Here is an 18504-nt window from a genome sequence, read left to right on the forward strand (position 1 = left end):
ATGCTTGGATGAGTTATTAGGTATTACGATAAAGGGAATAAAAAAGAGATTGTAATTTGGTTTCAACCAAACTACAATCTCTTTTTGTTTAAATTAACGCCACCAAATCCAAGTCCAAAAGTAATTTCGTATATTTCGAGGGGTAATGCGTATAAAACGTTCGCCGTCAAAGAAACAATTGAAATTTGGAAGTGTTTCATCAGGATTTTTTGGAATAAAAGTGACGATGTTTTCGTTGCTTGTAACGGTTACTGTAATTGGTGGGTCGGTAGGCGAGACTTGAAGTTGTAAAGAAATATCCGCCGTATTTTTAAATTCATTATTAACAGGTGGACTTATCACTTGTACTGTGAATAACACGATAATTGTTTCGTCCGGTTCCAAATTAGTAGCGACTAGGAAACCGATATTCGGATTCGCTAGCGGAGAACGTTCACTGTTAATAAAGACAGTGCCGTTTATAAATTGTAAACCTGCTGGAATGGTATCTTGTAAAGAAACATTTGAAAGTGAAATATCAGAAGTATTCGTAATACGCACCGTATAATCAAAATACTGTTTTAAATAAGCCGAGCTGACGGAAGCATTTTTCGTGACTGTTGTAGTTATAAATTGAACTGGTATACGAACGGTATTTGAATTAACAATAAAAGTAATAATTGGGTCCTGTGGTGTCAATTGGAAGGCGGCTGTGACGGAAGCGGAATTGATAATTGTACTGTTTGAAGGAATAGAAGATACCAGAACTTTAAATGTTATCGTTGCTACTCCATCTGCAGGTAAAGCGCCGATATTAATACCCGTATCTGGACGAACATTTGGAACCGGAGTACCATTAATTGTTACGCTGTTTTCTATAAATGTTGTACCAGCTGGAATTATATCTAGGACGGAAGTACTGATTGTAGGAATTGGTGAATGATTTATTAATTCTAATGTGAAAGCTATAGTATCCCCTGTTGCTACGATAGATTTATCAGCTGTTTTTTCAATGCTAACTAATGGGTCAACTACTGTTGTTGTAACGGTATTTGTTTGCTTTGTAACGGTATTTATTTGCCTTGTAATCGTAATAGGTGGTTCGATTGGACCGACAATAGACGTATAGGAAATAGTCGCATCATTATTAATTGTAGATTGAAGAGTAGAAGAAGAAATTGTTACTTGGAATGTAATAATAATAGAGTCATTAGGAGCAAGAGTTCCTAATGTAGTACCATTTTCAGGATTTACATTAGGTTGATTGATTCCGTTAATTGTAACACTACCAATAACGAATGTTGTATCTACTGGTGCCGTGTCTACTAGAAGAAGATCTTCAATTGTGATATTACCATTATTCGTAATGGTAATGGTGTACGTTAAAGTTTGACCAGGCAAGGCGTTCGTGAAATCAACTGCTTTTATTGCAACGACATTATCATTTTGGACAGTTGTTATGACAGTATTTGTTGTAGTTGTATTCATAACAGGTACGTTATTTGGATTGACTATATAGTTAAAGATAGTAATTGCTTTGTTGTTGAGTGCATTTGGTGTTGGGATAGAAGTTACAGAAACTTGGAATGAAGCGCTAGCATTTCCACCTACAATTATAGTGCCAATTGGTATCCCACTTACTGGATTAACTCCCGGAAGGGCTTCTCCGTTTACAATGACGCTATTTTCTATAAATGTAGTACCTTGAGGAATCGTATCTTGAATGGTTACATTATTCGCTGCCACATTACCAGTTTGATTGAGTGTAATCGTATACGTTAACGTGTCACCGACTGTTGCAAATGCAAGGTCAACAGCTTTATTACTATTTAAATTTGCGTGATGAATTTCTGTTACGGCAGCTGATGAAATGATAGTTTCGGTAATAGGCGGCTGGTTTGGTATGGTGTATTGGTATTCGATTGTACTCGTGTTAGAGATTGGATTTGTTTGCGGAATCGAAGTAACCCGTACTTGAAATAGAATAGTTGCTGGCGTATTAGGCGGAATGTTATCAATTCGTATCCCGCTAAGTGGATTGTCACTTGGACGGGCGTTTCCATTCACAATAACACTATTATCTATAAAGCTCGTATTCGCCGGAATAATATCTGTAACGATAATGTTTTCAACTTGTATATTCCCATTGTTCGTGATGGAAATTGTGTAAGGGATAATCGTTTGTAGGTCAGCGTATTGGATAGGTGTTGTCTTTGTCGCAATTACATGAGCAGAAATAACTTCAGTGATAGTAATATTACTAGTCGATATTTGTTCTTCGCTATTAATTGTATAACGAGAAGTTGATTGATTTTGAATACGACCACTAGCTGGAAGAGCTACCACAGTAACGGAAAATGTGACTGGGATAGAAACGTTAGGAGCAATCGTTCCTACAAGTATACCAGTACTTGGATTCACGTTAAGCTGAGGAATATTATTTACTAAAACGCTACCTTCTATAAAGGTTGTTCCGTCAGGTATATTGTCTGTAAATACAACAGTAGTAGCATCTGCATTTCCTATATTCGTTAAAGTTGTTGTATAAGTTAAAATGTCACCAATCGTTATAGAAGTTAAATCAACAGTTTTCAGTGAAACGATATCAGCATCATTAATTTGGACGAAAGTGGTATTGGAAGTAGTAGATTTTTGAATTGGTGCAAAGTCAGGATTGAAAATAAAGCCGTAGACGATGTTTGCAGTATTAGGCGTTGGATTTAAAGCTGGCAAATTCGTAACGGAAACTTGTAACGTTATTGTAGTCGCTTGCCCTGACGCAATATTAGGAATGAAAAAGCCGATATTCGGATCTGCTGCAGGAAGTACAGTGTTGTTAACTGTTACACTTCCCGGAATAAATACTGTTCCATCTTCTATAGTATCTGTAAAAAAGATGGAGTTAGTTGTAGTAGATCCGTTATTTTGAATGAATACTGTATATTCAATGGTGTCATCAATATTAGCTAATACTTTATTAGCAGATTTTGTAGCGATAAGAATCACATCAATAAATTGTATATTTGTAGTATTGGAAGAGGTTGTTTCTGAAATTGGTGGTGCGCTTTGTTCCGGTTTATATTCATAGTGTATAACAGCGATATTATTAATAGTATTTTGTGCAGGTATAGAGACTACATTTACTTGGAACGTAACAATAATCGTATTATTTGGAAGGATAATACCAAGATTGATACCGGTAATTGGATTTTCGTTAGGTCTTGGTATGCCGTCTACAAGGATGCTATTTGGAACGAATGCAGTGCCAGCAGCAATTGCGTCAATTAGGATAGTATTTGTAATAGGTACTGTACCAGCATTTGTAACTGCGACAGTATATGTGATGATTTGACCGATACGTGTAATAGATCTGTTAGCAGATTTAATTGCACTAACATTTGCCGTCCGCACTTCAGTATTTACTGCATTTGATAATGATCTACGCTGAACAATCGGAGAACTAGGGTCAATTTGGTATTCATACGAAGTGTCTGAAATGTTAATGACAGTGTTGCCCTCTGGTATATTTGTAAGTTGTACTTGAAATGAAATAGTGACTGTTTCATTTTGTTGTATCGTGCCGAGAGTTATTCCATTTTGAGGATTTGCACCAGGCTGAATCACATTATTTATTGATAAGCTATCTTCAATGAATATAGTACCTTCTGGAATGTTGTCAATGAACACCGTATTGTTAGCTGGAACAGTTCCTATATTTTGTATTGTATTTGTGTAGGTAATATTTTGCCCGATGGCTACGAAAGTAACATCCGCCTGTTTAACAGAAATAATATTTGCATTTTGAAGTGATGTTGTAACGATATTAGAATTTGCAGAGCGATTCACTGGTGGAGCTGTAGGAATACTTACATATTGGTAATTTACAGATGATTGATTTACAATTTCGGTTGCAGTTGGTGGATTATTTGTTTGTACTTGAAATAGTATTGTTTTGGAACTGTTTGGTGTAATCGTTCCAATTGGTATTCCATTTTCTGGATTTACACCTGGCTGAAGTACACCGTTAATTGTGACACTGTCGGGAACGAATGTAGTCCCAGCTGGAATAGAATCTGTAAAAATAATATTTATTGCGTCAACGTTGCCGATATTTTTCACTTCAGAAATATAAAGTATAGTTCCGCCAATATCTACAGTTATTGGATTGGACGTTTTTGTAACTGTCAATTGTGCTTGCACGAAATTTGTAATGACAATATTACTTGTAGATGTTTCGGTAATAGGCGGTTGTCCTGGGTCTGGTTGAATTGTATATGTTGTATTAGATTGATTTGTAATCGATTGTTGCGAGAATGGATCGTTAATAAGAATTTGGAACGAAATAAGGTGAGTAGCGTTTGCTACTAGGTTAGGCAAAGTAACACCTGCATTTGGATTTGCACCAAGTATAGCTGTTCCGTTAAGTGTAAAACTATTTTCTACGAATGTAGTCCCTTCTGGAATCGTATCTGAAAATATGAGATTAGTAGCTGGAATATTTCCGGTATTTTCTAGCGTTATCGTATAGGTCAAAATGTCACCGGTTGTTGCTTGTTGTGCATTGACAGCTTTTAAAGAAAGAACATTCGCATCCGAAATTTGTGTGAAAGCTGGATTAGACGTAATTGTTCGAGAGATGATAGGAGCAGTTGGATCGGCGATAAAAGTATAGTCAATACGGGCTATATTAGAAATTGGATTCACGTTTGGAATGGATTGAACGATAACTTGGAATGTGACGGTGACGATTTCTGAAGGTGCAATGGCGTTTAAGGAGATTCCTACGTTTGGATCAGCACCCGGAGCTGAAACGCCATTTATGGTTACGCTATTTGGAATAAATGCAGTTCCTTCTGGGACCAAATCTGTTAAAGTAACTGTATTTGCAGTTGTATTTCCGTTATTTTGAACGACTACCGTGTAAGTGATTGTACCGTCAGTAGATTGTACGAGAGAATCTGTATTTTTAATTACAGATAGCGATGCATCAACGACAGCTGTATTTACCGTATTAGATGAAGATGTTGCTGTAACTGGAGGTTGACTTGGGTCGACAATATAAGTGTAACTTGTAAGTGCTTGATTTATAATCGCTCCTTGTGGTGGAATAGAACTTGCAAGAAATTGGAACGTAATAGTAGCAGAATCACCTGGTGCGATAATACCAACTGGAATACCGAGAGTTGGACTTGCATCTGGAAGTGAAATCCCGTTAAGCGTGACACTATTTGGAACAAATAATGCCCCTTCAGGAACTCCGTTAATGAGTAATACAGAATTTGCAGGGAAGTTTCCAGTATTCGTTAATGTTGCTGTATACGTAATTATATCTAAGGTAGATACGATTGTACGATTTGCTTCTAAAACAGTTGTAACAGTCGCGTTATTAATTTGTGTGGAAGCACTATTAGAATTTATTGTGCCTGTAACGGGAGGAGACGCCGGATTAACTATAAATTCGTATTGAATAGATGCAACGTTTGTAATTGGGTTCGAAGGTGGAGTAGATGTAACTATGACTTGGAACGTAACGGTTAAGGAACTACCGGTGTTCACGGTTCCGATATTCACTCCGTTATTTGGATTTGCACCTGGAATGCTACTTCCATTTACAGTAAAACTATTTTCCACAAAAGTTGTTCCTGCTGGAATCGGATCTGAGAAATTCACATTCGTAGCGTTTGTATTCCCGCTATTTTGAATTAAAACTGTATAAGTGATCGTATCGCCAATATTCGCAAAGGCAGTATTAACAGTTTTTACAGCTGAAAGGATTGCTGAATTAATAGAAGTAACGAAGACGTTCGTTTCCACATTTCCAGGTTGAGCCTGTAATGCATTTCCTATATTATATTGGAAGTTTACAAATCCTAAGTTTTGGAGCTCTGGTGTGAATGTTGTTGGGTTACTTACAATTTGAACTTGGAATACAATTGTTACAGTTTGATTTGGAATGATCGTATTTATGCCAATACCGTCAATGATAGAAGCGGATGGTAACGGAGTGCCATCAACAATAACTGATCCTGCCACAAATTGTGTCCACGATGGTATCGGGTCTGAGAAAATAACGTTATTAGCCGGAATATTTCCTGTATTCGTAATCGTAGTTGTATACGTAATCGTATCACCAATCGTTGCAAAAGCTTTATCTGCAATTTTAATTGTGTTTAAAATTGCACTTTCGATTTTTGTGGAAACAGTAGTAGAAGTAATATTTTTTGAAACGGGAGGATTAGCTGGATTAACGATATGCTGGAAGCTAATGCTAGCTTGATTGGTAATTGGATTTATAGGTGGAATTTCATTGGCATTAATATGAAATGCTACGATGACAAACTGGTTTGGTGCGATATCTCCAATTGGAACGCCAGTCAGTATGTCTGTATTTGGGATGGTAGTTCCGTTAAGTGTAAAACTATTCGGTTCAAAGGAAGTTCCGTCTGGAATTAGGTCGGTAAAAATAACATTCGTCGCACTAACATTGCCGCTATTTGTAATCGTAACTGAGTATACAATATCTTGCCCAATATCTACTGTTTCCACATTTGAATTTTTTTGTGCAGTAAGGATAGCACTATTAACTTGTGTTGTCGTTGTATTAGATTGATTGGAAGTCGAAATGAACGGCTGATCTGAATCAACAATATAACGGTAATTGGTAAGAGCCGAATTAGAAATAGGATTGTTGATTGGCAGGGTTGAAACGATCGCTTGGAATGTGACAATTGATGTGTTTCCACCATTAATTGAACCGATATTTACACCAGTAGATAAATCAGCGTTTGGAATGGTTTGCCCATTAACTGTGAAACTGTTTGGAACGAAACTTAAATTGCTATCAAGTATATCGATAACGGTAACATCAGTTGCAGCCACATTCCCTGTATTAGGAAGGTTAAGTGTAAATGTTATTGTATTACCAACGTCCGCAAAAGCAAGATTTGCTGTTTTTGTACTAATAATAGTTGCGTTGTTTATTTGAAGAAGCGTCGTATTAGAATTAGCTGTGCTTGAAACGGGAGGATTAACAGGATCAACAGTAAACTCATATGTCGTTGATGCTGTATTTGGTGCTGGGTTACTAGGAGGGATATTGTCCACGGTAACTTGAAAAACGATACTATATATTTCATTTGGTGGAAGTGTTACAAGCGATACACCGGTATTTGGATTCGCGTCAGGTTGTAAAACACCATCAACAGTTAATGTGTTAGGAACAAATGTGAGTCCACGCGGTAATACATCCGTGAATACAATATTAGTCGCATCCGTATTTCCTATATTCGAAATAGAAGTAGTATAAAAAGCAGTTTGCCCGATATCTGCAAAGGAGACACTTTCATTTTTCGTCATGGATAATATAGCTTCGTTAATTTGCGTTGAAACAGGATTACTAATTGAAGTTTCTGCATCAGGCGGTGAGACCAATTGATACGATGTTGATGAGAAATTTACAATTTGGTTTTCGGTTGGTAATGACGCCACGTTTACTTGGAATGCAACATTTACTGAAGACCCAGCTGTTATAGGTCCAATATTTACACCGTTCGATGGGTCCGCACCACTTTGAGGAACCCCGTTAATAGAAAATGAGTTTGCAATAAATGTAGTTCCGCTCGGCATTGTATCTGAGAAAATAACATTTTGTGCAGATGAGTTCCCATTGTTTGTTAAAGTGACAGTATAGGTGAGTGTGTCTCCAATACGACTAAAGGATTTATCGACTTGTTTTAATGAAAGAATGATAGCTGTGTTAATTGTAGTGAACACTGTGTTTGAAGTAACATTCCTTGAAACAATAGGGGCATTAGGGTCAGTGATAAATGTGTAAGAAGCACTAGCCGAATTGGCAATAGGATTTTGAACAGGAGTAGAAGTAGCGGTAACTTGAAATGCTATTGCTATTGAGCTGTTAGGAGCAATTGATCCAATTGTAATACCTGTATTAGGATTAAGACCAATTTGTGAGATGCCATTTATTGTGACACTATCCGAAACGAACGTTGTACCGTCTGGAATAAGGTCAGTGAACGTAATATTCGTAGCATTTGTATTCCCACTATTCGTTAAAAGTGTCGTATAGGTAATAGTATCACCTAGTGTTACAAGTGTTTGATCAACTGATTTAATCATCGTTATCATAGCATCTAGTACAGGGTTTGTAACGCTGTTCGTTGAAGTAGAAGTAGTAACAGGAGCTGCGCTTGGATCAACGGTATAAGAGTATAAAATTGTATCGTTATCCATAATTGAACTTGAAGGGGGAATAGAAATAACAGTTACTTGGAAAGTAACGGTTACTGTTTCGCCAGGAGTGATATTGGGTATATTGACTCCAAGTGCTGGCCGTGCACCAAGTTGCTGCATACCATTGATTGTGACCGAATTTGGTATAAATGTAGTGTTGGCTGGAATAGCGCTTGTGAAAGTAATATTCGTTGCTGCAGTATTTCCTGTATTTGTAATAGTAGTTGTATACGTAATCGTATCTCCGACAGAAAGAATGGATTTATCAGCACTTTTTGTAGTAGTTAATATAGCACTATTAATAGTTGTCGAAACAGTATTAGATATATTCGTTTGTGATACGGCAGGTTGGCTAGGATCGACCACATGTGAATACTGTACAGAACTAAAATTTGAAATTGGATTTATACTTGGAATGTTTGTTACAAGTACGTTTATCGTAATAGCAATCGTACTGCCAGGATTTATATTTCCAACTTGAATTCCGTTAGCGGGGTTTCCAATTTGCTGAGCACCAGAATCATTTACAAGAGTACCAGATATAAATGTCGTTCCATCAGGCAAAATATCCGTGAAAAGTATATTTTGTGAAGTGACATTTCCAGGGTTGCTTAATGAAATTGTATAGGAAAGTGTATCCCCGATCTTTGCAAAAGTTTTATCTACAGATTTAATTGCCAAAATTTCTCCGGAATTTATTTGTGTTGAAACCGGATTAGATGTTGTACTTCGTGAAACGAGTGGTAAATTAGACCCTGTCATAAATTGATAATTAATAGAAGCTCCGTTTACAACGGGTGAGTTTGGTCCCCCAGGTCCAATTGTAAAAATAGGATTTGGGATGCTAACTACTTGCACACGGAAGGTGACGTTTATAAAATCTCCTGCAATAATATCCCCAATCGGTATCCCGTTCGCCGGATTTACTCCAGGTAATAAAACCCCACCTACTCGAACGCTATCTTCTATAAATACTGTATTATTTGGAATCGGATCTGTAAAAGTGATATTAGTAGCAGTTGTGTTTCCTATATTCTCCAATAAAACTGTATAAGTTAAAAATGAATTTCCGGGTGCGATGTCAGAAAATAGACGATCGACACTTTTTGTTGCTTGAATAATTGCTTCGTTAATTTGCACTAAAGTTGGATTACTTGTAGCCGTTTCTGTCACTGGCGGCTGGGTAGGATCCACAATGATAGAATATGTCGTACTGGATTGATTCAACATAGGATTTGTAGCTGGTATTGAGCCAACGATAGCTTGAAAGCTAATTGTTGTTGTTCCTCCAACTGGAATGGGGTCTAAAGAAATCCCGCTATCTGGTCTAAATCCAAGTTGTGGGATGGTATTAATTTGTAAGCTATCAGGAACGAATGAAAGTTCAGGTGGTAATATATCGATAAAAACAGGTGTGTTTGCGGTAGTATTTCCGCTATTAGTGAGAGTAGTTGTATACGTAATTGTATCTCCAACAGCAGCAAATGTACTGCTTGCAGTTTTTGTTGCAATAACGGAGGCAGTATTTACTTGAGTAAAAGTTTTATTGGATTGAACGGTTCGTGAAACAGGCGGTTCATTTATATCAACAATAAAGCTATATTGAAGCGATGATTTGTTAGGAATTGGATTAGGATTTGGGATTGTTGTAATGTTTACTTGAAAGCTGAGTATAACTGATGCATTTGAATTTATGTTCCCGATATTGATACCGTTTTGTGGATTTGTATTAGGAATAGTTATTCCATTTACTGTAAAACTATTTGGGGTAAACGTCGTACCATCTGGCAGTAAATCTGTAAAAATAACATTGTTTGCGGTAGTGTTCCCGGAATTAATAATGGTAGAAGTGAAAGTGAGTGTATCTCCAATAGTAGCGAATGTTGAATTGACAGTTTTATTTATAGATAGAGTAGCATCAATAATTGGAGTAACCGTCGTATTCGTAATTGTACTACCAACAGCAGGTGATTGGTTTGGATTCACGTTATATTCATAATTTACAAGAGCATTATTTGTTAATGTGCCACTAGGTGGTATCGCTAAAATTTGTGCTTGAAAAGTAATGAATATATTATCTCCGGGAGGAATGTCTGCTAAGTGAATACCAAGTGATGGATCTAATCCTGGCTGTGGAACATTATTAATAGTTACAGAATTCTGGATAAATGAAGCCCCTGCGCCAAGTCCATCCGTTAAAACAGTTGCACTAGCGGGAATATTTCCTGTGTTCGTAACTGCAATCGTATAGGTAACGATATCTCCAATTGCAGCAGTCGGTGTGTTCACTGATTTCGTAGCGCTGATTGTAGCGTTATTAATTTGAGTAGTTATTACGTTACTTAACGCATTGGAGGATGTTGGAGGTAAGTTAGGATTTACGAAATATTGATACGTTGTGTTACTTTGGTTCGGGATAGGGTTCGGATTCGGAATGGAATTTACTTGCACTTGGAACGAGATGGTCGTATTTGCATTAGGATTTATCGGATCAATTGCTATGCCATTTGCTGGATTTGTATTAGAGAGCGTAGTACCATTTACTGTTACACTATTTGGAATAAAAGATGTCCCGCTTGGAATGGCATCTGTAAATACTATACTTGATGCAAGTGTGTTCCCAATATTCGTTAAAGTAGTCGTATACGTAATAATATCATTTACGTTCGCAAACTGTTTATCAGCAGATTTTGCAGAGGTAATCGTAGCGTTATTAATAGCTGTTTGTACAGTGTTAGAAGCAACCATCTGCATGATGGCTGGTTTGGATGGATCGTACGTGTATTGGAATGTAGTGCCTGATTGATTCGTAATTGGATTTACAGCAGGAATAGTTGGTACAAAAACTTGGAATGAAACGGTACGTGATGAATTTGCCCCGATCGTACCGATCAAAATGCCGTTAGCAGGATTTGCATTTGCTATAGGGACACCGTTAATCGTTACAGTATTAGGAAGAAAGATGGTACCATCTGGAATGATATCTGTAAACGTTACATTAGTAGCAGGGATATTGCTGTTATTCGTTAAAATTGTTGCATAAGTTATGACATCGCCAACATCAGCGAAATTTGTACTTGTTAGTTTCGTAGCAACAAGATTTGCGGTGTTAATTTGTGTCGTTACGATATTGCTAGTGGCATTTCTAACAACAGCAGGTAAATTTGGATCTGCGATAAAGCTATATTGTAGTGCAGCACTATTTTGAACTGGATTTGGTGAAGGTAAACTATTTGCACTAATTTGAAAAACAATGGTTGTAATTCCACCTGTGGGAATTGTTCCAACTTGAAGACCAACACTTGGATCAGCACCTAGCTGTAAAGCGCCGCCTATAAAAATACTATTTGGTACAAGAGTCGTACCAGGAGGGAGTATGTCGGTAACAACTACATTATTCGCTGGAGTATTCCCAAGGTTCGCTAAAGCAATTGTATATGTGATTGGTTGCCCAACATCAGCAATAGTTAAATCTACCTGTTTGACAATAACTACATTTGCTAAATTAATTTGTGTGCTTACAGTGTTACTTAAAGAGGTTTCTATAGTTGATGGATCGCCTGGATTTAGAATAAAGCTATACTGTGTACTAGATGAATTTGTTGTTGGATTTTGTGTAGGTAAAGCAGTGACGGTTACTTGATAAGAAACAGTAATTTCACCGTTAGCAGGAATGGAAGGTAACGGAACACCGGCGTTTGGATCAGCGTTATTTTGGAGTACACCATTAATAAGGAAAGTGTTTGGAATAAAGGTAGTACCGTCTGGATTCGTATCAACGAAAGTAGGGCTATCAGCAGTAACACTTCCTGCATTCGTTAAAAGAATAGTATAAGTTAATACATCCCCAACAGTAGCAAACGCCCGATCCACTGTTTTTGCTGAAATGACATTTGCATCGTTTACTTGAGTAAATGTAGTGGTTGAAGTAGTGTTCTTACTTACAGGTGAAGCGTTTGGATCCACGATAAAGTTATAGGAAATAGAAGCGCTATTTGAAATAGAATTTGGATTTGGGATGCTAGTTATTAATACTTGGAATGAAGCTGTAATTGTAGTATTTGCATTGATGCTACCAATATTGATGCTAGCTGGTGTAACACCTGGCTGAGCAACATTGTTAATTGTAACACTGTTTGGTACAAAGGCAGTACCATTCGCAATTGAATCGGATAGTACTACATTGTTCGCCGCAACATTTCCATCGTTTGTAAGAGCAAAGGTATAAGTTAATACATCTCCAACTTCCGCAAATGTTTTATCTACAGACTTCGTAGCTTGAAGGTTTGCTAGTCTAATTGTTGATGTAACAGAATTAGAATTTGCTGTTTTTGAAGTTGGTGGCAGACTTGGATTAACAGTATATAGATAAGAAGCGAAAGCATTATTAATGATAGGATTTTGGGCGGTAATATTAATAACTGTTACTTGAAAAGAAAGAGTAAAAGTAGCTCCGCCAGGAATTGTTCCGATAGGTAAAGCGACGAGAGAATTTACATTTTGCAAAACTCCATTTAGTGTTACAGTACCAGGAGTCAATATCGTTCCATTTGGAAGTGGATCTGTTAGTTGCACGTTAGTTGCGGCTGTATTTCCACTGTTTGTAATGAGGATTGTATAACTTATCGTTTCGCCAATTGTAGCAAATTGTTTGTTTGTTGATTTTGTTAATGTTAAATTCGCGTTGTTAATTTGAGTGGAAACAAGATTAGAAGAGATATTTTTTGTAACGGGTGATTGGCTAGGATTGACGGTATATTGATAAGAAGCGCTTAATCCATTAGAAACGACATTTGACGCGGGTATTGTGTTTACTACTACTTGAAACGAAATATTTTTTGTTGAGCCAGTTGTGATCAATCCAATGTTCACACCGTTAGTGGGATTTGCGCCCACTTGTGTCGTGCCATCTATTGTTAAACTGTTTAGAACAAAAGTTGTGCCAGTGGGAATGACATCTGTAAAAATAACGTTATTCGCATTCGTATTACCTGTACCTGTAAAGGAAACGGTGTAAGTTAATGTATCACCAATATCTGCAAAATTTTTATCTACTGCTTTCGTCATTGTTACAGTAGCATTATTCACTTGAGTGGAGACAATATTTGTCGTATCAGTCCCGCTTACTGCTGGCTGATTTGGTACAGGAATGTATTGATATGTTGTTGTGCCACTATTTAATATTGGATTTGTTTGCGGGATAGAAGGAACGAATACTTGAAATGAAACAGTAGTCGTAGAATTAGCAGCAATGGTTCCTATGGATATACCATTAGCGGGATTCGCTCCAGCTTGAGTAACGCCGTTAACAGTTACACTCCCTGGAATGAAAGTTGTCCCGCTAGGAATCGGATCCGTATATATAACGTTCGTTGCCGCGATATTTCCTATATTAGCTAAGGCAATACTGTATGTTAACGTTTCTCCAATATCAGTAAAAAGTTTGTTAACTGATTTTGTACCATTAATATCCGCAAGATTAATTTGTGTTCCTGCAGAGTTGCTTGTTGCAAGACCGTTAAAAGTTGTTCCTCCGGCAATTGGTGTATATTGAAATGTAATATTCGCATTGTTAGAAATCGGATTCTGATTTGGAAGGGAAACGACAGTTGCTTGGAAAGTTACTGTACGAGAAGCATTGTTATTAATTGTTCCAAGAGATATACCAGCAGCCGGATTTGCATTTGTTTGTGGTAAGCTATCTACCGTTACAGTGCCAGGTATAAAGGAAGTGCCGTTAGGAAGACTGTCTATAAAAATAACGTTATTGGCGGGAAGAAGCCCGGTATTAGGGATAGTAACGGTATAAGTGAGAACATCTCCAATTGCTGCGACGCTTTTATTCACGCTTTTCGTTGCTTGTATGTTAGGCGAGTTTATATTAATTTGTAATCCGACTGTATTTAACATATATGCATCTCCGTTAGTAGTTAAACGGATTGCGGCAGACACTTGGGAATTTGTTAAATAAGGAGAAATATCAATAGAAGTAATGTCCCAGCCTTGCCTTCCTGCGGAGATATTTGTACTTGTAGAAGCACTTTGATTTCGTGTTCCAAATGTCCCAGTTGTATCTAAATTTCCGGCAGCATTATTCACTTGAGAACCGAAGAAATTATTTACAGCATTATTTGGCCCAGATAATGCATTTAATGAACTGAAATTTGGTCCAAATAATGCTTGATCCCCAGTTAAATCAGCATCCCCTTCAGTAGAACTTATAAATAATCTCCCGCTTACAGGTCCTCCGGCAGGTGTTAAAAACCCTGAGACAGATACATCTGCACTACCAGTTTCTACAGAAACACGGTTACCAGCTACGTAAATTGTTAAATTTCTTGCGGGTAAGGAACCGTTTTGATAAGCGACAATGAGCGTCCATCCAGAAGAATTGATAGCTCCGTTAGAAGCATCTAAAGGATCAACAAGTCCAGGGACAGAACCGGTTGTATAAGAGCCAGATCCTCCAGCTTGAACGAGGGATGTTACATCTGCGGAACGTGTATAAAATCCAAATGTGACAGATCCAGAAACGAATGTTTGATTTGAAGCTGTAACAGCTGAAGGGGTAATCGAGTATGTTGAAACAGGTGTTGTAAAAGAAACCGGGTTTCCTAATACACTCGTAATGTTTTGATCACGAGATAAGTAGTTTCCACCCCAAACGAGTTCTGCGTAAAGAATAGTACTACCAGCAGGGATATTTAAAATAGCGGTAGAACTATTTTGTGTATAGCTTAATGTTGTACCAGCAGGAAAACTCGGTACTTGTAAAGCGGTATTTGTAGTTATAAATGCACCAATTGCCCCGATTGTACCAGCCCGGTTTTGATTACTAATTTTACTTAAGCCTAAAGTATTACCTGTAATCGCGAGTGCGCCGTTAGTGGTGGTAGAAAATCGATTCGTAATGGGCATGTTGTCACCTCATTTATAATATAGTCTTGGTCAAAATAGGATATGTGTGTGACAAATAAAGGGAAACATGTACAAGTTGATTTAATAATAATGATTTAAATGTCTAGGGAAGGGGATGAAGTATGCTTGAATTGGAAATTAAGGTGGAGCGTCTTAGGGAAGAACAAATAGGCGATATTGTAGCATTATCTTCTTATATTGGGTGGGATTATAATAAAGAAGAAATTGAGACTATTTTTGACTCAGGTATTATATACGGTGTGTGGAATAAGAGAAAGGAACTTATTGCTAGCGCGGCAATTATATTATATGGGGAGAAATTAGCGTCTATCGGAATGGTCATTGTACATCCGAAATATGAGGGGAATGGGATTGGAAAGGCGATAACGAATTCATGCATTAAGAGCGTATCGGCTCAAACTCCAATTATGCTTATTGCTACGGATGAAGGAAAGCCGTTATATGAAAAACTAGGATTTAGGGCAGTAAGCTATGTTTCTAAATACATATGTAACTCTTACAATGTGAATGATTATTGTGTAGGAAATGAAGATTATATGATGAATTATGAAGAGTGTGATTTAGAAAAAATAATAAAATTAGATGAAAATGCGTTTGGAACAAATAGAAAAGCATTTTTAACGAAAAGAATTATACAAAGTGAACAGTGCATCGTTGTAAAGGACAACAACCAAAATGTATTAGGTTACGGTTTAAGTATACAAACACCAGAAAATAAAATAATAGGTCCAGTCGCTGCGAAAAATGATGCGATGGCAATGAGAATTGTGCATGATTTAGCAAGAGAGCACCATGGTAAATTAAGAATTGATGTACCAGAAGGAAAGAAAGGTTTCATGAAAGAATTAGAGATTACTGGTTTTCAAAAGGTTAATACACCGCCAATTATGATGAGAAATAGTGATCAATTTTTGAAAAGAAATGGGGAACTATACAGTATTGCAGCGCAAATTTTTGGATAAAAAGAATCCTTCTAAATGAAGGATTCTTTTTTATTAATCACGATATTGGTCGTGAGTTGGTTGGAAGAGGTCTTCCTCGATATCTCTCACCATAGAAAAATGATCCACATTATAATGACCGTGTAGAACTTTATTATGGTGCTCAATAATTTGTTCTGCAGATAACACGTTAGAATCAGTTGTGGAATGACCGTTTTTAATTAATGTAACATCAAATCCTTGTACAGTAGCTGTTCTAACTGCGGTGTCGATGCAATGTTCTGTTTTACATCCACCGATAACGATATGATTAATTTTTTCTTCTTTTAAAAGTTCAAGTAGAGAAGTACCATAGAATGCGTTTGTTGCTGCTTTATTAATAAGGATTGCAGACTGAGGTACTTTAATTTCATTATGTACTTCAAATCCTTCTCCGCTACCAGAAGCAACATCGATATCTCTTACGAAAACAATAAGGGTATTTGCATGTATTGCTTTTTGTACGGCTGTATTTAGTGTAGATAATAACTCTTTTTTGCGAAAAACTTCTTTTTCTTGTTCATTCCCATCCATTAATTCTTGCTGCGCATCGATAATTAATAGTGCTTGTTTCATCGTGTCTCCCCTTTAATATGAAATAAGTTCCACTATACATATTCATTCATATTGCAAGGAAATCCTTTATTGTCTATGCAGTAGACGATAGATTTACAAAGTTGTCAAAGAAATTTCATTCTCATAGCGTGTAAAAACATGTATGATAGGAGATGGAGAATTTTTGAGTAGGTGGGAATATCATGCAAACAGTAGAAGATTATCTTTCATTCTTACATACGAAAGGATTTAAACTATCAGAGGAAGCACAAGGGTTTATTATGTTTGGACAAGGATATACTGGTGCATCTGATGGAATTGTGAACGCAGCAATAGAAGCGACAATTAAACATCAATTACAGTTTGATGGGAGTTATTTTGTTGCGTTATTAGAACGTTTGAAAGAAGAAGAAATTACAGATAAAAAAAGCGCTAAGGCTTTTATGCGGAAGTTACAAGCGTAACTTCACGCAGCCTGCGCTTCTTTTTTTGTTTTGGAAGGTAATTCAACAAAAACCATGCCTAGGAAAATACATAGGCATCCGATAATAGCGGAAATAGAAAGTTGTTCGTTTGCAACGAGAACGCCTGTTAATGCAGCAAAAACAGGCTCCATTGCGAAAATAATTGCTACTCTCGTTGGAGACGTATGTTTTTGTGCTGATGTTTGAATAAAAAAAGCAATGGATGTCGCAAATAGGGAAGTTAGAAATAGAGCGAATAAAAAGGAAGAATTCGTCCATAGTGCTACTGAAAATAATTTTTCCCAATCTTCAAACAAAAAGGCGCAAATAGAAGAAAACATACCGACAGCTAATACTTGCGACGTGCTTAATAATAAAGGTGATATTTTCTTAGAGAAGAAGCCGTTAACAAGAATATGGGCAGCGAAAGCAACTGCACAACCGAGAACGAGTATATCTCCAATGTTTAATTGAAAAGAATCACCAGCAGTTAATAAGTATAAACCTGCTGTTGCTACAGCAATGCCCATTACGATAAAAATGGTAGCTTTTTGTTTTAAAAAGATAAAAGACAAAATTGGTACCATAACGATACTAAGACCTGTTAAGAAACCAGCTTTTGAAGAAGTTGTATAAAGTAAGCCGAATGTTTGTAATACATAGCCAACGCATAAAAAAAATCCAACGATTAATCCAGCGAGACTACTCTGTTTTATATCTTGTTTTGAAGATTTTTTTGAGAAAATCATTTGAACGAATAATAAAATAATTCCAGCGAATAAAAAGCGAATACCATTAAAAGTAAATGGACCAACGAAAGACATAGCATTTTGAACGACAACAAATGTAGCTCCCCAAATAAAAGAGACAAATAATAAAGCAAGAGGAGCAATCCAATCTTTTTTCACACTCATACCCCCGTTAATTTTGTAAGATAGCTTTTCTAGCTAACTCATCAGCAACTTTATTTTGATTACTTGGAATCCACTTAATAAAAAAGAGATCGAAACTTTTTATGTACTGTAATGCTTCTTCTAATAGTGGTGCAAACATTTTATTTTTTGCGTATTCTTTTTCGACAGCTCGCTCGACAAGTTGCGAATCTGTACGAAAAGAGACAATGTTATAATTATGCTCCGTGCAATATTTTAATGCCGCAAGTAAAGCGTGGTATTCTGCTTCATGATTGGACATTGTCCCAAGGGGCAATGATAATTGTACAGCTGGTTGCACCCCTTTAATAAACACTCCAGCACCAGAAGGACCAGGATTTCCTTTTGATGCACCATCAATATATACTTCAATCAAAATGAGAAACCTCCAAATTATAAGATGAT

At 36.9% G+C, this 18504-nt stretch carries 6 protein-coding genes; 2 read left to right on the forward strand and 4 right to left on the reverse strand.

The features are described 5' to 3' along the window. Positions 1–93 precede the first annotated feature (93 nt). Positions 94–15147, reverse strand: a complete 15054-nt coding sequence (locus ACSG5Z_RS00470; protein WP_435710382.1) for a beta strand repeat-containing protein — start codon at positions 15145–15147, stop codon at positions 94–96. Positions 15148–15269: 122 nt separating this feature from the next. Here ACSG5Z_RS00470 and ACSG5Z_RS00475 point away from each other — a divergent pair, with 122 nt between their 5' ends. Continuing rightward, a complete protein-coding gene (locus tag ACSG5Z_RS00475) occupies positions 15270–16130 on the forward strand; it encodes a GNAT family N-acetyltransferase (protein WP_435710383.1) in 861 nt (286 codons plus the stop codon). Between the two features lie 33 nt (positions 16131–16163). On the opposite strand, the gene ACSG5Z_RS00480 is transcribed toward ACSG5Z_RS00475, so the two are convergent. Continuing rightward, entirely contained in the window at positions 16164–16724 is a 561-nt protein-coding gene (locus ACSG5Z_RS00480) for a cysteine hydrolase family protein (protein ID WP_435710384.1), read from the reverse strand. 182 nt (positions 16725–16906) lie between these two features. Here ACSG5Z_RS00480 and ACSG5Z_RS00485 point away from each other — a divergent pair, with 182 nt between their 5' ends. Next, complete coding sequence (locus ACSG5Z_RS00485) at positions 16907–17167, forward strand: DUF6123 family protein (RefSeq protein WP_001195212.1); 261 nt, start codon at positions 16907–16909, stop codon at positions 17165–17167. A gap of 2 nt (positions 17168–17169) precedes the next feature. Here the strand turns inward: ACSG5Z_RS00485 and ACSG5Z_RS00490 are convergent, their stop codons facing one another. Further along, positions 17170–18075: a DMT family transporter gene (locus ACSG5Z_RS00490; protein ID WP_435710385.1), complete on the reverse strand. Its 906-nt coding sequence runs from the start codon at positions 18073–18075 to the stop codon at positions 17170–17172. A 13-nt stretch (positions 18076–18088) separates the two neighbouring features. Then, the gene (locus ACSG5Z_RS00495) at positions 18089–18475 is read right to left on the reverse strand and encodes a reverse transcriptase-like protein (RefSeq protein ID WP_435710386.1); all 387 of its coding nucleotides are present in this window, start codon (positions 18473–18475) and stop codon (positions 18089–18091) included. Positions 18476–18504: the final 29 nt, after the last annotated feature.

The sequence above is a fragment of the Bacillus pretiosus genome (assembly GCF_051294775.1).
GTDB lineage: Bacteria > Bacillota > Bacilli > Bacillales > Bacillaceae_G > Bacillus_A > Bacillus_A wiedmannii.